Source organism: Acidobacteriota bacterium, from assembly GCA_030949985.1.
Classification (GTDB): domain Bacteria; phylum Acidobacteriota; class Polarisedimenticolia; order J045; family J045; genus JALTMS01.
In genome coordinates this window covers 14,494-35,375 of sequence record JAUZRX010000019.1, presented here as the reverse complement: position 1 = coordinate 35,375, position 20,882 = coordinate 14,494, and the positions used below count along the sequence as shown (strand labels likewise).

General features: G+C 70.6%; 17 protein-coding genes, 4 tRNA genes and 1 riboswitch. Of the genes, 7 read left to right on the top strand and 14 right to left on the bottom strand.

The genetic code is table 11. The features are described 5' to 3' along the window. Window positions 1–13: 13 nt before the first annotated feature. A complete protein-coding gene (locus Q9Q40_04840) occupies window positions 14–217 on the bottom strand; it encodes a hypothetical protein (GenBank protein MDQ7006534.1) in 204 nt (67 codons plus the stop codon). 146 nt (window positions 218–363) lie between these two features. Between Q9Q40_04840 and asnB the strand changes: the two genes are divergently transcribed. The 3 genes from asnB to Q9Q40_04825 all read left to right on the top strand — a co-directional run bounded on the left by asnB (window position 364) and on the right by Q9Q40_04825 (window position 4,258). Next, complete coding sequence (gene asnB, locus Q9Q40_04835; protein MDQ7006533.1) at window positions 364–2,253, top strand: asparagine synthase (glutamine-hydrolyzing); 1,890 nt, start codon at window positions 364–366, stop codon at window positions 2,251–2,253. Window positions 2,254–2,365: 112 nt separating this feature from the next. Beyond that, window positions 2,366–3,829, top strand: a complete 1,464-nt coding sequence (locus tag Q9Q40_04830; GenBank protein ID MDQ7006532.1) for a glycosyltransferase family 39 protein — start codon at window positions 2,366–2,368, stop codon at window positions 3,827–3,829. A 78-nt stretch (window positions 3,830–3,907) separates the two neighbouring features. Further along, window positions 3,908–4,258 (top strand): pentapeptide repeat-containing protein, encoded by a 351-nt coding sequence (locus Q9Q40_04825; GenBank protein ID MDQ7006531.1) that lies wholly within the window; start codon window positions 3,908–3,910, stop codon window positions 4,256–4,258. Between the two features lie 48 nt (window positions 4,259–4,306). Here Q9Q40_04825 and Q9Q40_04820 read toward each other — a convergent pair. Next, window positions 4,307–4,382 (bottom strand) — tRNA-Ala (locus Q9Q40_04820). A gap of 220 nt (window positions 4,383–4,602) precedes the next feature. Next, a complete protein-coding gene (locus Q9Q40_04815) occupies window positions 4,603–5,157 on the bottom strand; it encodes a histone H1 (protein MDQ7006530.1) in 555 nt (184 codons plus the stop codon). Between the two features lie 88 nt (window positions 5,158–5,245). Here Q9Q40_04815 and Q9Q40_04810 point away from each other — a divergent pair, with 88 nt between their 5' ends. Further along, on the top strand, window positions 5,246–6,598 hold the full coding sequence (locus Q9Q40_04810; GenBank protein ID MDQ7006529.1) for a sulfatase: 1,353 nt from the start codon (window positions 5,246–5,248) through the stop codon (window positions 6,596–6,598). A 10-nt stretch (window positions 6,599–6,608) separates the two neighbouring features. On the opposite strand, the gene Q9Q40_04805 is transcribed toward Q9Q40_04810, so the two are convergent. The 3 genes from Q9Q40_04805 to Q9Q40_04795 all read right to left on the bottom strand — a co-directional run bounded on the left by Q9Q40_04805 (window position 6,609) and on the right by Q9Q40_04795 (window position 7,838). Further along, window positions 6,609–6,682 (bottom strand) — tRNA-Gln (locus Q9Q40_04805). Between the two features lie 114 nt (window positions 6,683–6,796). After that, a tRNA-Gln gene (locus tag Q9Q40_04800) sits at window positions 6,797–6,870 on the bottom strand. A gap of 77 nt (window positions 6,871–6,947) precedes the next feature. Further along, window positions 6,948–7,838: a rhodanese-like domain-containing protein gene (locus Q9Q40_04795; GenBank protein MDQ7006528.1), complete on the bottom strand. Its 891-nt coding sequence runs from the start codon at window positions 7,836–7,838 to the stop codon at window positions 6,948–6,950. Window positions 7,839–7,988: 150 nt separating this feature from the next. Here Q9Q40_04795 and Q9Q40_04790 point away from each other — a divergent pair, with 150 nt between their 5' ends. Next, window positions 7,989–8,717 carry a DUF4412 domain-containing protein gene (locus tag Q9Q40_04790; GenBank protein ID MDQ7006527.1) on the top strand — a complete coding sequence of 243 codons (729 nt, stop codon included), beginning with the start codon at window positions 7,989–7,991 and terminating at the stop codon, window positions 8,715–8,717. A 30-nt stretch (window positions 8,718–8,747) separates the two neighbouring features. Here Q9Q40_04790 and Q9Q40_04785 read toward each other — a convergent pair whose 3' ends face one another. Continuing rightward, window positions 8,748–9,458, bottom strand: a complete 711-nt coding sequence (locus tag Q9Q40_04785; protein ID MDQ7006526.1) for a DUF2270 domain-containing protein — start codon at window positions 9,456–9,458, stop codon at window positions 8,748–8,750. Window positions 9,459–9,597: 139 nt separating this feature from the next. On the opposite strand from Q9Q40_04785, the gene Q9Q40_04780 reads away from it, so the two are divergent. Beyond that, window positions 9,598–9,672: transfer RNA gene (locus tag Q9Q40_04780), tRNA-Glu, on the top strand. Window positions 9,673–9,694: 22 nt separating this feature from the next. On the opposite strand, the gene Q9Q40_04775 is transcribed toward Q9Q40_04780, so the two are convergent. From Q9Q40_04775 to Q9Q40_04745, 7 genes are all read right to left on the bottom strand, one after another. Continuing rightward, complete coding sequence (locus Q9Q40_04775) at window positions 9,695–12,265, bottom strand: ATP-binding protein (protein ID MDQ7006525.1); 2,571 nt, start codon at window positions 12,263–12,265, stop codon at window positions 9,695–9,697. A gap of 211 nt (window positions 12,266–12,476) precedes the next feature. Next, window positions 12,477–12,647, bottom strand: a complete 171-nt coding sequence (locus Q9Q40_04770) for a hypothetical protein (GenBank protein MDQ7006524.1) — start codon at window positions 12,645–12,647, stop codon at window positions 12,477–12,479. Then, window positions 12,644–13,198, bottom strand: a complete 555-nt coding sequence (locus tag Q9Q40_04765) for a hypothetical protein (protein ID MDQ7006523.1) — start codon at window positions 13,196–13,198, stop codon at window positions 12,644–12,646. Before Q9Q40_04765 ends, Q9Q40_04770 begins: the two co-directional genes overlap by 4 nt. 48 nt (window positions 13,199–13,246) lie before the next feature. Beyond that, complete coding sequence (locus Q9Q40_04760; protein ID MDQ7006522.1) at window positions 13,247–14,767, bottom strand: hypothetical protein; 1,521 nt, start codon at window positions 14,765–14,767, stop codon at window positions 13,247–13,249. Further along, window positions 14,764–16,782 (bottom strand): TonB-dependent receptor, encoded by a 2,019-nt coding sequence (locus Q9Q40_04755; protein MDQ7006521.1) that lies wholly within the window; start codon window positions 16,780–16,782, stop codon window positions 14,764–14,766. Before Q9Q40_04755 ends, Q9Q40_04760 begins: the two co-directional genes overlap by 4 nt. After that, on the bottom strand, window positions 16,779–18,014 hold the full coding sequence (locus Q9Q40_04750) for a hypothetical protein (GenBank protein MDQ7006520.1): 1,236 nt from the start codon (window positions 18,012–18,014) through the stop codon (window positions 16,779–16,781). The genes Q9Q40_04755 and Q9Q40_04750 overlap by 4 nt, the downstream gene beginning before the upstream one ends. Next, entirely contained in the window at window positions 18,001–18,912 is a 912-nt protein-coding gene (locus Q9Q40_04745) for a hypothetical protein (protein ID MDQ7006519.1), read from the bottom strand. The genes Q9Q40_04750 and Q9Q40_04745 overlap by 14 nt, the downstream gene beginning before the upstream one ends. Window positions 18,913–19,202: 290 nt before the next feature. Further along, window positions 19,203–19,370, bottom strand: a riboswitch (cobalamin riboswitch). A gap of 227 nt (window positions 19,371–19,597) precedes the next feature. Here Q9Q40_04745 and purD point away from each other — a divergent pair. Then, window positions 19,598–20,869, top strand: coding sequence for a phosphoribosylamine--glycine ligase (gene purD, locus Q9Q40_04740; protein MDQ7006518.1), 1,272 nt, complete (start codon window positions 19,598–19,600; stop codon window positions 20,867–20,869). The last annotated feature ends 13 nt before the right edge of the window (window positions 20,870–20,882 follow it).

Here is a 20,882-nt window from a genome sequence, read left to right as displayed (position 1 = left end):
GGGACCGGGTCGATCAGCGGCTGCGCAACAGGCGGGAGGTCAGCAGGAGGGTGAAAGGAAGGGTGTAGGCCAGCAGCATGGCGAAGGCCGCACCCAGCAGCCAGTTGCGGCCGCTGGCCCAGCCGACCAGGAGCAACGGCAGAAAACAGGCCGCCGCCCCGGCCCAGATCCGCAGAATCCACCGCTTGAGTTCGTCCAGCCAGGCGCGCATCGTCATCAAGGCCCTCTCCCGTGCTTCCGGCAGGCCTGGAAAGGTACCGCGAAATCCCTCGGCTGCAGGAGGCCGGGAAAAGCGCTGCCCCCGCTGCCGGGGATCTGCGATCATGACCGATCGTACCGACCTAGCAGAGAAAGGTGGAGCCGATGTGCGGTGTGGCGGGTATCTGGCGACGGGATGGCGCTGAGCGGGACGACCCGCAGACCGTCGAGCGGATGCTGGCCGGCATGGTCCACCGGGGTCCGGACGACCAGGGCCTGATCGGCGAGGACCAGGTCACCCTCGGGCACCGAAGGCTGGCCATCATCGATCTCTCCCCCTCCGGCCGCCAGCCGATGGTCTCTCCCGGCGGACGGCTGGTGGTGAGCTTCAACGGTGAGATCTATAACCACCGGGAGCTGCTGGGAGAGTTGGGACTCGATCCCCGGGAGCTGCGTTCGACCTCGGACACGGAGATCCTGCTGGCGGCCTGGGAACGCTGGGGCGAAGCCGCCCTCGACCGCCTGGTCGGCCCCTTCGCCTTTGCCCTCCACGACCGCCGGGCCCGGCGCACCTGGCTGGTGCGCGACCGCCTGGGCGAAAAGCCTCTCTTCTTCCACGCCGACGCCGGCCGTGTCGCCTTCGCCTCGACCCTGGGAGCGCTCCTGCTCGCCCCGGGGGTACCCCGGGACATCGACCGCGGCGCCCTCGAGGAGTACCTCACCCTGCGCTACGTGGTCGCGCCCCGCACCATCCTGCGGGATGTGCAGAAACTGCCGCCGGGGCACCTGCTCGTCCTCGAGGACAACCGCGTGGAATCCCGCCGCTGGTGGCATCCGGCGCGACGGATGAGCCTGTCCCGCCCGTCGAAACGCGACGTGCGGGAAGCCGTCGAACAATTCGACGCCCTGCTGGCCCAGGCCTGCCGGCGCTGCCTGGTCAGCGATCGCCCCGTGGCGCTGCTGCTCAGCGACGGCATCGACTCCCAGGCCCTCCATCACCGCCTGAACGAACTGGGTTCGGGGGTCCGCGCCCTGACCTTCTTTCCCGCCACCGACAACCCGACGGACGAGGGCCGCGCCTTTCGCGAGCAAGCCCGGCGCCAGGCCGAGCTGATCGAGGCCCGACCCGAGGAGATCCTCCAGGTCCTGCCCCGGGTCTTCGCCTCGCTCGCCGAGCCCGTGGGCGACGGAGCCAGCCTGCCCACCTGGCTGATGATCCACCACGCCCGCGAGCGGGCGGTGGTCTTTCTCTGCGGCCACGGGGGAGACGAGGTGCTGGCGGGCTATCGCCTGAGCCAGGAGCGTTTCCGCCTCGCGGCCCTGCGCCGCCTCGGCCGCTGGCCCCTGCCGGTGATCGACGGGGTGATCGATCGCTACACCTACGGCCCCGAGTCACTGGAAGAGAGAAAACGACGCCTGCTGGCGGCGAGTCCCGCCCAGGTGCCCCAGGCCGGCCGCTACCTGATCCACCGCCCCTTGCCCCTGGACGATCTGCGCGGGCTGGTCGGCGGTGAGCCCCGCGAACCCTACCTGGGCACCATCGACAGGCTCTACGAGGGCCTCGCCGCCGAGGGGCCCGACCTCCAGCGCATGCGCACGGTCCTGCTCGAGACCTTCCTCGCCTCCAATATCCTTTCCTTCGCCGACTCGGTATCGATGGACTCGTCCGCCGAACTGCGCCTGCCCTACCTGGACCGGGACCTGGTGGCATTCGCCCTGACCGCCCCCCGGGACCTGCTGATCAGCCGCTGGCCCGGCCACGCCAACACCAAGCTGCTGCTGCGCCGCTGGTCCGCCGGGCGCCTCGACCCCGCCATCACCACACGCAAGAAGCGCACTTTCAACTACGGCAACCTGCGGGGCGCCCTCTCGCGACCGAAAGAACGCCGGCGGTTGCTCGAACTGCTGGAGGCCTCGCCCCCCCTCGCCGAGGCTCTTCCCGGCCTCGGCGATTTCGCCCACAAAGATCCGGAGTTCTTTCACGGCCCCCGGGAGGGGACGCTCTGGGCCCTGCTGGCCCTGTGCTGCTGGGAGCGGGCCTTGCCGCGAAGCTGAGGACTCGGCCCGGTCGACCCGTCAGCGTATCCACCCCGGTGGCTCCGCGTGATCCGGGCCGGCAGCCGGCGCTATACTGCGACGCCGGTCGGCGAGGGAGGACCACGACGGCATGTCCAGCACGCAGCGCCTACCCGCGGGGGTCCTTCTCGTCTTCGCCCTGATCGCCTCCAGCGTGGCCTTGCAGGGCCGGCGTGCCCTGTGGGAGCCGGACGAAGGCCGCTATGTGCAGGTGGCCCTCGAGATGCTGCGCTCGGGTGACTGGCTGCACCCCGCCCTGCACCCGGAACAGCCCCACTACACCAAGCCGCCGATGACCTACTGGGCCATCGCGTCGGCCGTCGGGCTGTTCGGACGCCACGAGTGGGCCGTCCGCCTGCCCGCCAACCTGGCCTTCCTGCTGACCCTGGCCCTGGTGGCCCTGATCGCCAGGCGGCTGGGCGGAGGAGGCTGGCGGGCGGCCCTGGTCTACGGGACCTGCCTGCTACCCTTCCTGGCCCGCAACATCGTCACCACCGATTCCCTGCTCACTTTTTTCGAAACCGCCGGGATGGCTGGACTGATCGGCGCGGCCACGGCGGGCGCGCCGGACGCCAGGCGACTGTGGAGCGTGCTGGGATGGGCGGCCTTCGGGCTGGCCTTCCTGACCAAGGGGCCCCCGGCCCTGCTCCCCCTGCTGGGCCTGGCCGCCTGGGCGGGCCTCGGGCGCCGGGGATGGAACTGGCTGATCGATCCCCTCGGCCTGGTGGTCTTCCTCACCACCGCCCTGTCCTGGTTCGCGGTGGTGGTGATCGGCCAGCCGGCCCTGCTGGGTTACTTCCTCTGGGACGAGGTGGCCGCCCGCCTGCTCAGCGCGGGGCACGATCGCAATCCCCAGTGGTACGGGCCCCTCAAGGTCTATCTGCCGGCCCTGCTCGCCGGCACTCTGCCCTGGACCTGGATCCTGCTGCGTCGGGGCTGGAGACAGGCCCGCAGCCTGGCTCGACAAGGCCTCGGACCCTGGGCCCGCCGGACCGACACCGACCTGCTGCTGCTCGCCTGGTTTCTGCTGCCCTTGCTGGTCTTTTCCCTCAGCCGCTCCCGCCTGCACCTCTACGTGCTCCCCCTGCTGGTGCCGGCGGCACTGTGGATCGAACGTGGACTGGGCAAAGGCTTTCCTTCCGGCCTCGCCCAGGGGGCGCTGGCGGCCTGGACCGTGGCCATCGCTTCGCTGTTCGTATTCTCCGCGAACCATGGCGGCGACCGGGACGACCGCCTGATGGCCCGGTGGATCGAGCGCACCGTACCGGCCGGGGTGGAGGAGCTGGTCTTCCTCGACGGTCCTCCAGCCTGGGGCCTGTCCTTCTACCTCGATCTGCAGGTCCGCAGGGGGCCGGATCACGAGAAGGATCCCCGCGCCCTGGCCCAGTGGATGCGAAGCCTCGAGCAGCGCTCCCCCCTGGCGCGGGCGTGGATCGCCTCACCGGTTCACCGTCGCCTGGTGGCCGAGGCGGCGGTGCAACTCGGCTGCCGGGCGGAGAATCGGGGCGCCTTCGGCCGCTGGTCGGCCCACACGATCACCTGCCCCGGACCTTGACCCGCCCGGGACCCGGTGGGATCGGCGCGCTCAAGTCGGGCCCGGATCGGGCCGATCAGTCGCCGTGGAGGAAGTCTCATGGCCCTTTCCGCCACCAAGCCTCATTGCGCCCTGCTTCGCGAAGAACGGATCGACGAGTTCAACGTGATGGCCAAGAGCCAGGTCCCCGACCTGGTCAAGGCCAACCTGCGCAGCGTGGATCTGCGCCAGGCCCACCTCAAACGGGCCGACCTCCGCGGCGCCTACCTCCGCGGCGCCGACCTGCGCGGCGTCGATCTCTCCGAGGCGCGGCTCGACGGGGCCTCCCTGCACCACGCCCAGGTCGGCGGTGTGCTCTTTCCGCCGAATCTCCCCGCCGAAGAGATCCGCCTGTCGGTGCAACTCGGCACGCGGTTGCGCTGTGTGAACGACGAAAAACGGACCCCCTGAGGCCCGCGCCTGGCGCAGTCGATCGAGCAGTCGATTTCGCGCTTCGGATGGTGGAGCCGAGGGGGATCGAACCCCTGACCTCGTGACTGCCAGTCACGCGCTCTCCCAGCTGAGCTACGGCCCCATGCCGGACGGTTCCGACGCCGGGGGGCGCCGGGACGGTGCATCCTAGCGGCAGCCCGAGGGGCTGTCAATGCTTCTGCAGCGCTTCTGCGGCCTGCCGCCGGGAGACGGGCCGGCAGGCCGCCGAAAAAGCCCCCTCCCGCCCGGGACACCGAACTCCCGCCGGGAGCACGGGCATGAAATCCCAGCCCCCGGATCGACAGAACCTTGCCGACGGGCGGCTAGTGATCCCGGATCCGGCGAATCACGGTGGAAGCCGAGGGCCTGAGCGCCGCCGCCGCCTGGGGGCGGACCACCGCCGGCGCCGGCGCTTGCCCGCCGATGGGCGCCGAGGGCGTCGCGCTGCGCCGTATGGTGGTGCGGGCCTGGGCGTCAGGAGCCGCCACCGCCGCAGCCTTCTTCATGGTCACCGCGGAGGCCTTCCTGCGGGTGGCCTTCTTTTTCGGGCCGGCCGGGGCCTTGGTCTTCTTCCCGGCGGGCGTCCCGGACTTTTTCCCGGCGGCCTTCTTCTTCACCACCTTCTTTTTCGCGGCGGCCTTGCGGGTGGCTTTCCGCTTCGTCGTCTTCTTCGCCACCTTCTTCTTGGCCACCTTCTTCTTCGCCAACTTCTTCTTGGCGACCTTTTTCTTGGCCACCTTCTTCTTGGCGACCTTCTTCTTGGCCGTGGCTTTCCGGACACCCTTCTTCCGGGTCGCCTTCTTCGTCGCCGCCTTCTTCCGGGCGGATGAGGCTGAGGCGGCCTTCTTGCGGACGGTCTTCTTCTTGGCTCGGGCCATGATCAGCTTTCCTCCCTGGGGACGGCTTTGCCCCGAAGGAGCCGTAATATAGCAGAGCCGCCTCGTTCAGGGTGGCCGAGGATGAACGATGACGAGCCTTTTTTCGATCCGGGACCCGCTGCGGAGCCCAGCACGCTGGACGCTGCTGATCGCGGCCGCCTCGATGGCCGCCTGCGGCGACGGAAGAACGCCGACCGGGCCCGCGTCCTCCATGCCGGTCCGACCCAACGTGATCGTCCTGCTGGTCGATACTCTGCGGGCCGACGCCCTGGGCTTCGGCGGTTGCCCGCGAGACACCTCGCCCAAGCTGGACCGCTGGGCCCGCCGCGGGGTGGTCTTCCGGCAGGCGACCACGCCGGCGGGCTGGACCCGCCCCGCGGTGGTCAGCCTCTTCACCGGCCTCTACCCCGCGGCCCACGGCGTCCAGGACAAGGATCACGTGCTGCCCGAGCAGGCCATGACCCTGGCCGAGGTCTTTCGCGCCGGGGGCTACCGCACCCAGGCCTTCGTCACCAACTTCGCCGTGCACCCGCAGTTCGGCACCGGCCAGGGCTTCGACACCTTCCGCTTCTTCGACAAGAAGGTCGACTCCCCCCCGGACGTTCCCGGCAAACTCAACTACGTGCCGGTGGGAGCCATCGACGACGAAGTCCGCCGCTTTCTGGCCGCGGACGATCCCCGTCCCTTCTTCGCCTACATCCACACCACCGATCCCCACTATCCCTACATGCCCCCGGTGGAAGACCTGCTCTTCGGCACCCGGGCCCGCGGACGCTACGACGGCGAGGTGCACTACACCGACCGCATCCTCGGGGGCTGGCTCGACCTGCTCGAGCAGCGTGGCCTGCTCGAGCGCAGCATCGTGGTGCTGACTTCCGACCATGGTGAAGAGTTCCACGAGCACGGCTTTACGGGACACGGAGTGACGGTGTTCGAGGAGTGCGTGCGAGTGCCCCTGGTCCTTTGGGCCCCCGGCCTGGCCCCGGGGCACCGCGACGCACTGGTCTCTCTGACCGACCTGGCCCCCACCCTGCTCGAAGCCGCCGGCCTGCCGGCTCCCCGCCAGTTCGCCCCCCAGGGCCGCTCCTTCTGGAGGCTGGCCCGGAACGGCGACGCGGCGGGAGGCTGGAGCTGGGCCTACAGCGAACTGGTCTATCCCTCCAAGGGCATCACCTTCGCCTACCGGGAAGGCCCGCTCAAGGTCCTGCACATCGTGGAGGACAAGCTGAACCGGCGGGATGCGAGCTACCTTTTCGACGTCCGGCAGGACCCCTTCGAGCAACACGATCTGGGCCCCGCCCGGCCCGACCGGCTTCGCCGCCTGCGGGAGAAGATGCGGGCGGTGCGTCGCGAGCACCAGACCCTGGCCCTGGAGAGCGAGCGGCAGCCACTGGACGGGGAGGCCCTCGACGCCCTGCGGGCCCTGGGCTACGTGGACTGAGGCCGGAGGTTGGCTGGGGAGCAGGGATTCGAACCCCGATTCACGGTTCCAAAGACCGTTGTCCTACCATTGAACGACTCCCCAGCGGGAACCTCGGACCGAGACGGCCAGCCCGGAACCCGGGCCCGGCACACCGGCTCCCCCGGCAGCGAGCCCGGGGCCGCGCGCATCGTACTGGACGATCATCCGAGAGGGAAGTGGCTGGGGAGCAGGGATTCGAACCCCGATTCTACGGTCCAGAGCCGCATGTCCTGCCATTGGACGACTCCCCAGCGCGGGGCCAAAGATTAAGGGTCGACCGGCGGGTCGTCAAGAAAAAGCCCGACCGGAAGTCATGAGGGAAGACGCCCTACTCGGCGCCGGCGGGGGCCAGGGGCAGACCGGGGAAGGTCCGGTAGCGCCTGACCCCGCCCGGGAAAAGCTTCGCCCCGGCCAGCCCTCCCCCGCGGGAGAGCAGCAGCCAGCCGGCGGCCCCGTCCTCCATGCCTTCGCCCATCACGATCGCCGCCGCCTCGGCCAGTACCCCCGAACCGGCGAGCAGATCGTCCAGCATCTTGCGATCGACCCGCCCCCGGCTGTCGATCGCCCGCAAGAGGGGCAAGACGTAGGCCCCGGGTATGCGCTCGGAAGCCTGCTCGCGAACGTCCACCAGGGCCGTGTCGGGAGAAGCCGTCGCCTCGCGGATCCCGTCGATGTCGGCGAGAGCCGGCGGATCGATGGGGATCTCCGCGGTGGCCCCCTCCACCCGGAGCGGGGCGAAGCGATCGGTGACCAGGCTTCCTCCCAGCACCGCCCAGGCGGATGTTCCGCCCTCGAGAACGTGGCAGTCGGAGACACCTCCCAGGGCCATCACCCAGCAAGCCAGGGCCGCGTCGAGAAACCCCCCTCGCCCCGCGCCGCCGGTGATCACGACCGGTAGCCCGGGACGGACTCCCGCCCGGCGGAGCGCCTCCCCGATCTTCCGGCGTCGCGCCGCCGGCAGGCGCCCGGTGGGATCCGGCCGCACTTCGGCCAGGGGCAGGTTGACCGCGCCGGGCAAATGGCCCGCCGCGTAGTCCGCCTCGCGCCGGATGTCGAGTATGAGCAGGGCGTGTCCCCGTTCGAGATGCTGCCGCAGCAGAGCCGCGCCGACGAAGTGCCGCAAGGGCGGAAGCGGCGGAAGGCTTTCGGCTTTTTCCGCCTTTTTCCCGCAGGAGACCCCCAGTAAGAGCACGGCGAGAACCAGGACCGATGTCTTCATGGCCCCAGTATGTCCCGACGAACCCGCGCAGGACAGCCCCCCCCGCGGCGGGCTCGGGACGCGCCCCTTCTCGCCGCCGGCCGCTGGCCGCGGCGAGAGGGCCATGGCAGCATCACAAGGCCCCCAGCGCGGGGCCGGAAGGAAGTGACGATGAAGATGCCCGCCCTCCTGCTCGCCGCCATCCTCGCCGCGCCGACCCTGGCCGACACCAAGATCGTCGAAGTCCGGCGCACGGAGGCCTCCGAAGTGATGGGGCACAGCGAGCCCGCCCGGGAAGAGACCGTCACCCTCTGGCTGGGCGAAGACCGGCTGCGCACGGATCTGGGCAAGAAGGTGATGCTGATCCGGCTCGACGAGCAGCGGTTCTACATTCTCCACCCCGAGGAACGCCGTTACAGCGTGACGGACCTGCCGATCAGCCTGAAAAACATCGTGCCCGACCCCATGTGGCCGATGATCGAACCGATGATCGACAGGATGAAGATCGAGGTCCACGTCACTCCCGGCTCGGAGACCAAGAAGATCTCCGGCTTCGACTGCCGTCGTTACGACATGGAAATGAGCTCGGCGACTTTCAAGGCCCACTCGGTGATCTGGGCCTCCGAGCAGATTCCCCTGCCGGCCGCCGCGACCCGGATGCTGACGGCCACCCTCTTCGTCATGCAGACAGAACTCGATCGGCTCGTCGAGGAGATGAGCAAAATCCGGGGCTACCGGGTCTACCAGGAAACCGTCACCGAGTACATGGGTTCGAAATCCCGCACCATCGAAGAGGTCCGGAGTGTCGAGCAGCTCGACCCTCCCGCGGGCCTCTACAGTGTCCCGGAAGGCTATCAAGGCGGCCCGCTGACCCTCGAGAGCATGACCGACGCTCCGTAGCGGGGACCGACCCGGCCCCGCCACGGTCCGCTACAGCTTCCAGTGGGATCGGTCGGCCTCGTAGCCGTGAACCTCGTCCTCGCTGGTGGCGGGCACGCGCCCGGCCTGCAGGAAAAGAAGCGTCATCACCAGGTAGAACGACGCGGCCACGGCCAGGACCGCCCACCCCGGCAGGGGCGGCGCGGCCATGTGCTCGTAGAAGGCGGCGAAGGAGAGCGACGGCTCCGGATGCAGCCAGACCTTCAGCAACCAGGCGAGAAAGAGCGTCGAGAAGATCCAGAAATAGTTGTAGCGCACCCGCAGGGCCAGCGACTCCACCAGCGTGGACTTGAACTTGGGAACGTCCAGGTCCATCGCCACGAACTCCCGCCAGTCGGGCTTGGGGGAGACCAGGTTCCGGGTGACGATGGGCAGAATGAAATTCTCCTCGAGCATCCGGACCCGGGCGCGGTAGACCGAGAAGTAACGAAAGCGCCGCGCCTCGATGAAAAGATAACCGAGGATCAGGAAATTGCAGACCACCAGCAAAAGGTGCGTCTGGGAGGGCTCGGAAAAGGAGAACGTGATGATCGCCGCCGAGGTCACCACGGCCCAGTTGGTGGTGTTGTCCAGTCGCTGGCGCCAGACGTTGGAGCGATTCATCTCGCCCCGGTAGAAGTGAACCATCGCCTGGATGTACTCGCTGCGCGTGAGGGGAGACTCCTCGAAACGGGCGTGTTCCTCTCTCGGGAAGTCGCTCATGCCGCTGCCTCCCTCCTGCGGGGGTCGCCCCCGGGCCGGTCCTCGCGTCCCCGCCGAAGAATAGCACCGCCACAGCCGGGTTTGACACCCGCCGGGCGCCCTCTATAATCTGCCGCACCGTCCGACGGACGGCCCAGGCGGGGCTATCGTCTAGGGGTTAGGACGCGTGGTTCTCAGCCATGAAACCGGGGTTCGAATCCCCGTAGCCCTGCCAGCTTCCCCCCCTCCAAACCCGATCAACCGACGCCGATCGTCTCCGCCGCCCACGCGGCCGCCGTCTCGTAGAGCCGCTGCGCCGTGATGGGCTTGGACAGGGCGTCGTCGAGGCCCGCCGCGGCCCAGGCTTCCCGTTCCACCTCGTCTGCGCTGCAGAGCACCATGGGAGTCCTTCTGCGGCCCGCCCGACGGTCGATCTCCCGCAGCTCGGAGGCCAGCGCGCCGGGCTCCGAATCGGGCAGGTTCCAATCCGCCAGAACCAGCCCGAACGCCCCGTCGGCGAAGAGGCGGCGTGCCTCCGCCGCATCGCCGGCCACCACCACCTCGGCATCGACCTGTTCCAGAAGGCGGCTGATCAGCTTGCGGGAGACGGCGTCATCGTCGACCACCAGCACCCGGACCCCTGCCAACCGGGCCTCCGCGACCGGACCGCTGTCCGGGTCTCGCCCCCCCTCCCCGGCCAACAATCGCTCCAGATGGCCCCGAAGCAGCGGCGTGCGCACGACCCCGTCCCAGATCCCTTCCCTCCCGGGAGCCCCGGCTCGGGGGTCGGTCCACAGCAGCCAGGGGGACAGGCGTTGACGGCGGGCCGCTCGCGCCAGAGACTCCGCGCCCTCGAAGAAGCCGTCGACCAGCGCCACGCGCGCCCGACGGCCGGCCCCGCGCAGCTCTCCGAGCGTGGCCTCGAAGGCGTCGAGCCGGGGGATCCGCGTGCAACGCGCGCCCACGCGCCAGGCCAGGCCGGAGACCACTTCCCGGGTCAGGCGATCCGAGCTGGCGTAGAGCAGCGTTCCCGAAGCGGCGTGGAGCCGTGCGGACGGCGAGGCCGGCTCACCACGCAGAGGGATCTGGAGCCAGAAGCGGCTTCCTTCCCCGAGCCGGCTTTCCGCCTGCAGCTCGCCGCCCATGGCGGCCGCCAATTCCCGGCAAATGGCCAGCCCCAACCCGGTCCCCTGCCGACGACGCCCCTCTTCGGTCTGCTCGAAAGGCTCGAAGACGCGTTCGAGATGGCCGGGAGGAATACCGCAACCCGTGTCTTCCACCAGCAGGCGCAGTTCGTCCTCGCCCGCCGGTCCGGCCGCCTTGCCCACCCGTAGAACGACGCGCCCCTGGTCGGTGAATTTCACCGCGTTGCCCAGAAGATTGACCAGGATCTGGCGTACGCGGCAGGCATCGACCAGCACCTGCCCGGGCAGATCGTCCTCCAACACCAGCTCGATCCGCAGGCCCTTGCCCCGCGCGGGTCCGAGGAGGGTGGCCACCGCGCCCTCGGCCGGGTCGACGATGTCGCAGGGCGACGGATCGACGCTCAGCGCCCCCGCCTTGGAACGGCTGAGTTCGAGGACCTGGTCGAGCAGTTCCAGCAGGGAATCGGCGCAGCCCCGCAGCGTCTCCAGGGCATCCTGCTGCTCGGCGTCGAGGGAGCCCTCGGCCAGCAGGGAAGCCATCCCGAGGATGCCGTTGAGTGGCGTGCGAATCTCGTGACTCAGGTGGGCCAGGTAGCGGCTCTTGCGCCGGCTGCGCTCCTCGGCTTCCCGCCGCGCCGAATCCAGATCCTCGCGCACTTCCTCGAGGCGACGGATTTCCACGGCCTGGCGACGGGCCTCGGTTTCGAGTTGCCGCCCCCGACGCACGGCGATCAAGGCCGCCACCACCTGCCGGGCGAGCAACTCGATCGCGGGCCGCGCCGGTTCCAGGTCCTCGCGATCGGAAGCCATGAACAAAGCCCCCGTGGACTGTCCCTGGTAGAGCAGCGGAACGGCGACCGCCGAACGGATCTCCCACTCCCGCCGCCAGGATTCACTGCCCGGAAGACCGGGCTCCCGCAGCGCCACACTCTCGACCCGGGTCAGAACCCGGGGAAGGATCTTCTCGAGCAGCTCCGGACAGGTTGCGGGATGCCCACCCTGGTCCGCCGCCCGGCCCGCACGCGCCGCTTCCTCCACCACCCGCGGCAGGCCGGTCGGCGAGAAACCCGCCGCAGGAGGCCGGTCCTGGACCAGAAAGACCGCCGCGTAGGGCTGCGAGCAGCGCCGGGAGAGAGCCTCCGCGGCCACCTCCAGCACCCCCTTCTCGCTGCGCGCCAGTACGAAGAGTTCGCAGGCCGCCGTAACCGCCTGCAGCAACCGCATGGAAAAACCCTTCTGTTCGGCCAGGGCGGCCAGGCTGTCCGCGTGCTGGTTGATGGTCTGCTGGGCCCAGATCGATTCGGACTCGTCGACCAGCAGCCCCTCCCGGTAGACCGCACCGGAGTTCGTCTCGCTGTAGCACCCCCGGTCACTGACGTGATGCACCTGGCCGGAACGGGAAAGCAGGCGGAAGCGCAGGTGATAGCCGCGGCGTTGCCGGGCCGCGCGTTTCAGCTCGGCCTCCACCCGCTGCCGGTCGTCCGGATGGACCAGATCGAGCAGTGGAGGGCGGCCGGCCAGGAGGCGCTCGCCGTCGTACCCGGTCAGCGTATCGATACCTTCGGAGTAGGTGTCGGTCTTGCCGGTGCCGAGGCGGTAGAAGACCCCGGGTAAGAAATCGAGAATGGCGTCCTCGCTGCTCTGGCGGCGTCGAGAGCCACCGGGCCGGGCGGTCTTCTTCACCGCAGCCTCCCGCGCACGGCGGCCATGACTCCCCAGGCCGGTTTTCAGCCGGCCTCCCACACCAGGCTCAAAGATAGGCACGAGGACCCGGAAGGCCAGTGGACATTTCAGCAGGCCCCCGCCACGGGACGCAGTTGTTCGCCGGCCGCCGCGGGCCGCTCAATCCCCGTCGCAGACGATCCGCACGCCCTCCAGGCGAGGAGCATCACCGTCACCGGCAAGCGCAGACCGGGGCGGCGGCGGCCAGGGCGGGACCGAAACTCGCCCCGAACCCCGGGGTGGGCAGGAGCAGGATGAGACAGATGACGAACCGAAGATCGAAGTCGAGCGTCGTCATGTCCGGGGATAGACCGCCATCGGCGTCCCGGACAGCCACGCTCACCGCGCCTGGAGGGGACGGGCCTGCAGGGAGAAGCGGATCACCATCGCCCGGTCGGTGATCCGCACGTCCTGCACGTAGAGGCGCATGCTCACCCGGGGCGCCTCGGGATCGGGAGCCGGCCACTCGAGGACCCGGGGCAGGTCCACGGGAGGCAGCACGGAAGCCAGGTCGGGCAGCAACGCCAGCACACCCTCGGCCCGAGCCCGTTCGGCCCGCAGGCGGATGATGCCCTCTTGACGCAGCACCTCCGGTACGTAGCGCACATCGGCGGAGCCCTCGAGGCCGAACGCGTCGACCCGCAGGCCGAAACGTCCCTCGATGCCTCCGCGCACCAGACGCAACTCCCGCGGAGCGATCAGCCGCAACGTCGCCGTCCCCATGCCCGGCACCGTCACGCTCACCGGACCGGGCAGATGGCCGGCCACCACGGCCCGCAGGGCTCGGGCATCGAGGTGCAGCTCGCCCAGGCCCGGCGCGGCCGCCCGGCTTCCTCCGGCGGCCAGGAGCCACGCGGCCAGAACGGTGACGCAGACCCGCCACTGGAATCTCATGATCGGCCTCCCGGACGGCGATTGTGCCTCACCGCGACTCCCCCCGCCTCAGTCGAGGGCCGACAAGGCCGCGGGAGGCAGACCGACGGGCAGGCAACCGAGGGCGGTCTCCGTCCGCGTCACGTCCGTCCGGGGCACGCGGTAGAAGCAGACCCCCGGGGCCCGGTAGTCCCGGTCGGGCACCGCCAACACCCCTCCCCCCGACAAGGCGATGGCGGGAACGAAATCGGGGCTCTCGAGCACGGTGCGCCGCACCTCGCCGACGGCGGGGTCGAAGGCCAGGACCCGGTGGACGTAGTCCGCATCGGAGACCAGCACATAGCCCAGGCGGGGGGAGGCCAGCGCCAGGTCGGCCACGTTGCCCCCGGCCGCATCGTCGTCCAGCGCCCAGCGTTCGAAGACACGATTGGCCACGTCCACCACGGCCACGCCCCCGGAGAGTTCCTGGGGCAGCAGCCCGGGGAAGATCCCCGCCAGGGCCACGAAGAGCTTCTCCCGCCCCGCCTCGCGGGCGACCAGGATGCGACCCGGGTTGCGGCCCGGCAAGAGGATCGCTCCCTCCAGGTCCAGGGTGACGGGATCCACCACCGCGAGCTTACCGTCGGCGTAACGGGTGAATGTGCGATCGATGTCCTGCAGGCCGACGAAGATCTTGCCCGCGGCGAAAGCCAGGCGATCGGGGCGGGGATAACCGTCGTCGTTCTCGGCCAGTTCCTCGAGGCCCACGCTGGCGTCGACCTCGCCCCGACCCGGGTCGAAGCGCGCCAGGTCGCTGAAGGGCGGCTCGTAGCGCGTGACGAAGCCCCGGCCGTCCACCACCAGCGCGTCGTGGGGGTTGGAGCCCTCGCCGACCCGCCGCTGCCAGGCGGTGGCGAAATCCCGGCCCGGGTCCAGGCGCTGAAGGTTGTCGAAACCGAGGCGGTTGATCACGATCACCGCTCCCGCCCGGGAGAGCACCGGGTCGGAGCTGACACTCGCGCCGGCCCCCTCGTCGATCAATTCCCGGCCCCGGGCGACGGACAGCACCCGCAGGCGGCCGGAAGAGAGAAAATCGGTGGCCGCCACGAGAAAACGCTGCCGCCGCCAGCCGACGAAAGTCCCCTCGAGCCCCGACTGACTCTCCCAACTCACGCCGGCGAGGGCATGGCCCGCGTCCTCCAGGCGCCCCCGCAGGACCACTTCGAAGGCGCTGCCCTCGAGTTGCAGGGGACCGATGCGGGAGGTCTGCCAGTCGTCACCGGCCACGTCCACCTGCACCTCGCCGGAGCCGAGGTCGACCACCGGCACCGGGGCGCCGCCCACCCGGGCCGATTGCAACACCACGCGGGCCGGACGGCGCCCTTCCCCCCGACCGCTGATCTCCAGGACCAGGGTCAGCCGGGCGCCCCGCTCGGCACGATCGGGAAAAACCAGGTGCGGCAGCTCCACGTCCAGATCGAAGATCTCGCCCAGTTCCTCCGCGGCGGGGCCGGAAGGTTCCCCGGCGGACGGGCGCACCTCGCCCCCGCAGCCGGCGAGCAGGGACGCCAGCCCCCACACCAGCAACAGCCATGCTCCGGGAGTCCTCATCGCCCGTCCTTCCAGCCCAGGTGCAGGTAGAGACTGCGGCCCGGCAGGGGGAAGCGCGCCACGTCGCGCACGGCGCTGTCGAGCAGGTTGCGCACTTCCACGTGGACCGCCAGTCCCCGACCCAGGCGACGGCCCACGCGCAGGTCGTGAATGGCCCGCGAGGGCAGGCGCCCTTCGGCCGTGTCCAGGCGATCGGTGGCCACCGGCCCCAGATAGCTCACTTCGTAGTCCGCCTCCCACTTTCCCGGCCGGGCCCGCAGGGCCAGGTAACCCTGCCGATCGGCGCGACCGACCAGCCGGTGACCGTCGTAGATCCCCCCGCTCCGATCCCGTAGACGGGAGAGGCTCCCCCCCGCCTCGGCGGACCATCCCTCCCTCCAAGACAGGCGCAGCTTGCCCTCGAGCCCGACGCCCGTGGCCCGGTCCAGGTTCTGCGCCCGCACGCGGCCGAAGGAGATCGGCAACAACACGATCAGGTCCCTCGAACGGCGGGCCCAGGCGCTCAGTTCCACCTCCAGCCGGCCCCTTCCCGCCCGCCGCGTGGCCACGGCGCCCCACTCGAGCTGCACGGCCGTCTCCGGCCGCAGGGCCGGATTCCCCAGTACGGCCCCCCGGTCGCCGAAAAGCACGTCGAGGCCGGGTACGTGCACCGTGCGGGCGAGCGCCGCCCGCAGCACCACGCCTCCCCGAACCTGCCGGGCGGCGGCCAGGCGCCCGCCCCACTCCCAGCGGGCCAGGTCGTCCGCGGGCGGGGGCAGCAGCCCCGGAGAGGGGCTGACGAAGTCGTCCCGGCGGCGCTCGAGACGCCCCGCCGCCGAGAGCCACCAGCCCCGGCCCGCCGCCGCCGAGTCCTCCACCACCAGGCTGAAGGTCCGCCGGCGCAGACCGCCCCGGTCACTGAGATCGAGCAGGGCCTCGCGAACCCGAGACCGTTCGGAGCGCAGCTCGAGCCGGCCCAGCAGCCGGTGCCCCCCCCGACTTCCGCGCCAGGCCACGCGCAGGCCGCCGCCCGCGGTGCGGGTCAGCTGGTCCCGCGCCCCGAAGCCCAGCTCACCCTCCGGATCCGTCAGGCGGTCCCGGTGGGCCCGCAGGTCGAAGGCCGCGGACCAGGCATCCGCTCCCCCCGGCCTTCCGCTCCCGCGGGACCATCGACCCGTCAGGTCCCAGTGTTCCTCCCGGGAGGCGGCGGCCAGCGCCGGCAGCGATTCGGTGCCCGGCAGCCCCCGCTCCCGCCCGAGCCAGCGTAGCGAGAAGGCCAGGGGGCCACCGGCCACTTCCCCCGCCGCCAGCCGAAGCAGGCCGTGGCGCGCGCGCACCCGGTTGTTGAGCCGGCGACGGGGCCCGTCGTCGGCGGTGGTCTGGGATGTGCCGTTGTCGCTGAGGAAGGTGAAGGCGCCTTCGGAGTCCAGGCTTTCGAAACCCAGGCTCAGGCTTCGCCCGGCACCGAGGTTTCCGCGCCACTGCCCGGTGATCCTGCGGGTCTCGAGGCTCCCGGCCAGGAAGTCACCCTGCAGCCGGGGCCCGGGCCCGTCCGGCCCCGCCCCGCGGGTACGGATGTCGATGGCGCCGCCCATGCCCTCGAGGCCCAGGGCGGCGGGAGGGGCTCCCCGGTAGACCCGAATGGAGGCCACCTGGCTGGCCGGGATCCCCGACAGATCCACGGCGCCTCCCAGGGCCGGGTTCTGCAGCACGCCGTCGATGTAGATCGCCACCTGGTCCGCCGCCGAGCCCCGCAGGGAGACCGTGGCATAGCGCCCCAGGCCGCCGTAGCTGGTCACCCGCACCCCGGGCACCAGGCGCAGCAGATCCTGGAGATCCGCCGCCCGGCCCTCCACCGGCCCCAGGTCCACCTCGGTACCGAAACCGGTGGCCTCGTCCGCGGTGGGAGCGTCGGCCCGCACCTCCACCTCTTCCCGTTTCCCGGTGGACAGGGGCGGGTCGGGCTCCGGCGCGGAGCCGGCCAGGGCCGCTCCCACCCAGGCCAGGGCGATCACTCCCGGCAGCCGCGGTATCACGGGCAGCCGGCCCCGCTTTCCCGGTCCTCGAGTTCCGAGGACCGTCCCCAGGGAATCGTGCCGGTCAGCCGCAGGTGATAGCTGCGCACGGCACCCGGGGGCGGAGCAGCCTCCACCAGGTCGAGGCGGACACCGGCCACCGCCTGCCCCAGGCAGTCGCCGGGACCGAGATCCACCCACTCTCCCGCGTCGACGATCTGCTCGAGGGGTGTGGAGAGAACGTCGTAGAGGTCGTCGGCTCCGGTCCAGGTCCAGCGCAGGCGATCGGTCTCCCCTTCCCGCTCGAGCCAGAGGCGGGGCTCGACCCTCCACCAGGGATCCTCCCCGGGTGACAGGGGATCGCGGCAGCCGGCCACCTCGCGACCGTCGTCGGTGCCGTCACCATCGCTGTCCGCCAGGAGGGGATCGCTGCCTACCAGCCGCTCTTCCACCCGGTCCGACAACCGGTCCCCGTCGGTGTCCGCGGTGGCCGGAGGCAGGGGCCGACCGTGGAGGACCACCACCGCGTCGAGATCGAAGCCCTCGCCGGCACCGGGAAAACCGTTGTTCGACTCGGCATCGATGATGCGCAGCCAGCGCACCCGGGCCAGCCCCACGTCGGCCAGATCGAAGGCGTCCCCCCCGGCCCCGGAAACGCCGCCGGGGCCCGCCGGATCCCACTGGGCCGGATCGTCGGGTACGGTCCAGTTGCCGGTGAAGGTGGGCGTGATGCCGGCCAGGCCCTTCAAGGCCAGGTGCTGCCGGCGATCGATGTTCCCCCCCCGGGCGGCCTCGAGCGCCTGCTGATCGTAGGGAAAGCGCACCCAGGTCTCGCCGTCGGCGGAAACCTCGACGAAACCCGGCTCGGCGAAGATCGTGTAATCGTCGTCCGGGCCCGTCGGGGCGGCGCCGACGAAAAAAGCGTTCTCGAAAACGATGAAGTCCGGCCCGGGGCGATCTTCGATTTCCACGTCCACCAGTTCGTAGACCATGCCGCCGGCAGGCCCGAGAGAGGCGACGGAGGTCGAGCCGGTGGTGGCCAGGGAAGGGCCGGGCGGTCCGAGGACGATGCCGGGGAGGTTGGCGGCCCCGTGACGGGCGGCGGGATCCGGGCCGGCGGCCTCCCAGCGCAGCACCTGGTCGGGCAGACAGTCCACCGGCAGCGAACGTTCGGCTGCGAGAGCCCGGCCCGCAGGCCAGGCTCCCGCAGCACAGAACGCGGCGAGCAGCAGGACGCGCTCAGTAGAGCGCATCGAGCACTTCCTCAGGGGTGATCGGCAACCCCTCGAAGAAGAACAGGCCGTGGAAGATCACCCTCGCGTCGAGGGCCGGGGTCGGGCCGGTATAGCCGTCGTGCCAGAGGGTCAGCCCCAGCGTGTCCAGGCCGTACTCCCGCCGGCTCAACCAGGCCAGGGGTTCGACCACTTCCGCCCCTTCGATGGGCTCGATCCCGCCGTCGGGGGTGATACGCCCGACCCGCACGATCACCGCATCCATCCCCGCGCGATGCTCGAGGGTGGCGATCAGCGGAGTGTCGAGGGGCAGTTCCACCGCCGCCGACCCGAAGGTCAAGTTGGCGAAGGCCCCGAGGGTGTCGAAGACCGGGTTGTCGGGATCCGCCGCGCCGAAGGTCGTGGGCGAGAGCCACGGTCCGCCGAAGTAGGGCGAGACGTTGGGGAAATAGTCGAACTCCAGCAGTTCGAAGGTGTCCGCGGCCGGATCGTCGAAATCCCCCGTGCGGTCGAGCCCCGTACGGCGCTCGTTCCACAGTCCCCAGGAGACCTGGAAAAAGCCGAACGGATCGGCCTCGAAATGGGCTCCGTCGAGCACGAAGACCGCCCCCGCGACGAAGTCCATCGTCTCGTCCACCGCGTCGGCCAGCCGCCAGCCGAGGCGCGCGGCGGGCAGGTCGGAGCGGTAGAGGACGGCCAGGGAGCCGGGCCGGTCACCCGGGAAGGCCGGCATGTCCGCCTGCCAGTTCAGACGCTCGGCGACGGGGCCGTCGACCACCACGGCCGGATCGGCCATCGGATCGGAGGTGAAGAGGGTCAGCCAGCCGGAAGGTCCCGGTGCGACCTGGGCTGAACTCAGGGCCGGCACAGCCAGCAGACAGACGGTGAGAAAGACACGGTGCAGCATGGAACGACGCATGTGGATTTCCGTGGAGGGTCCGAACGCGGATCTGCCCACGGCCGGCTCTTCCCAGGGGAATCTCCCTCGATGGTGAGATCGAAGACCCGGCGTCGTGGACAGAACTCCGCGCCGGCCACCCCTGGTGAGGACTCCCGTGAGGGAATCGAAAAAGCCCCGCTCCCCCCTGCGCCTGGCGGGCGCGGCGGGCGACGGGGCCATCCGACGGCGCCGACCGCAGGCCGGCAACCATCCCTGGGTGTTCGGTGGCGGAACCTGCCCCTGGTTGGTTCTGCCCTTCGTGCTGGGGCCGGTCTCCTGGCTCGCGGGTCGTCCGGTGCGCTGCGCCTTCCCGGCCCCCGAAATGGGCCAGTGGCCGCTCCGCCCACCCCCGACCTGGGGCCGGGGGGCGCGGAGCCCGCAGTCACCGTCACCGCTCACAGTCGCCGGGCGGCAGGGGAATCTCACCCCTTTCCCGTAACCCGAGCACCTCCGCCCGGGGCCCTCGAGGGCCGCGAGCGGAGGCTTGTGTACCACGGGCGGCGGCACCCCGGCAACCCCCGGCCGGGGCCAGGCCTCGGGAGGCAGGGGACGCGCCCAGCTTTTTTTGACACTCCCCGGAAGGGGGCTCGATAATGGCGGCTTCGCGAGCGCGCCGCCGGCCCCGCCCCCGGCGGGTGGACGCCCGTACCGTGGGAGACCCCGAATGAAGGTCCTGGTTCTAGGTGGCGGTGGCCGCGAACACGCCCTGGCCTGGAAGATCCGCCAGTCCCGGGGGGTGGAGGAGCTTTTCTGCAGCCCCGGCAACGCCGGCATCGCCGAAATCGCCGACTGCCCGCCCCTGGCCTCCTCGGACCCCGAAGCCGTGGCGGACTTCGTGGCCCGCCAGGGCATCGACCTGACGGTCGTCGGCCCCGAACTGCCGCTGATGCAGGGCATCGCCGACAAGATCATGGCCCATGGCCGGGCGGTTTTCGGGCCCACCGCGGGCGCCGCCCGCCTCGAGGGCAGCAAGGTCTTCGCCAAGCAGTTCATGACCCGCCACCGGATTCCCACCGCGCCTTACGAAATCTTCGATCGCTCCGAGGAGGCCCTGGCCTACATCGACAAGGCCGATCGTCCCCTGGTGATCAAGGCCGACGGCCTGGCGGCGGGCAAGGGCGTGTTCATCGCCGAGACCCGGGATCAGGCGCGGGAGGCCATCCAGCGTCTGATGATCCACAAGGCCTTCGGCGGCGCCGGCCGCACGGTGGTGATCGAAGAGTGCCTGCGGGGTCGCGAAGCGTCCTTCTTCGCCATCAGCGATGGACAGCGCGTGATCCCCCTGGTGACTTGCCAGGACTACAAACGTGCCTACGACCACGGCCGGGGGCCGAACACGGGAGGCATGGGCTCGTACTCCCCGGCGCTGCACCTGGACCGGGAGCTGACGGCCTACGCCCTCGAGAAGATCGTCGGACCGACGATCCGGGGCATCGCCGCCGAGGGGCATCCCTACCGCGGCGTGCTCTACGTGGGCTTGATGCTCACCGACGACGGGCCCCGTGTGCTGGAATACAACTGCCGCTTCGGGGATCCCGAGACCCAGGTGATCCTGCCCCGGCTGAAATCCGACCTGGTGCCCCTGCTCTCGGCCGCCGCCTACGGCGACCTGTCCACCGTGCGGGTCGAATGGCGCCGGGAGGCGGCGGTGTGCGTGATCATGGCCTCCCAGGGCTATCCCGGACACTACCAGAAGGGCAAGAAGATCCTGGACATCGAACGCTTCACCGGCCGGCAGGACATCGTAATCTTTCACGCCGGCACCCGTACCGGCCCGGGAGGGGAAATCCGCACCTCCGGCGGCCGCGTCCTGGGAGTCACGGGCATCGGCCCGACCCTCGCCGCCGCCCGGGCCAAGGCCTACGAGGGCGCCGCCGGCGTCACCTTCTCCGGCGCTCACTACCGCCGGGACATCGCTGCCGGGATCGACGGCTGATCCCGCGAGGAAG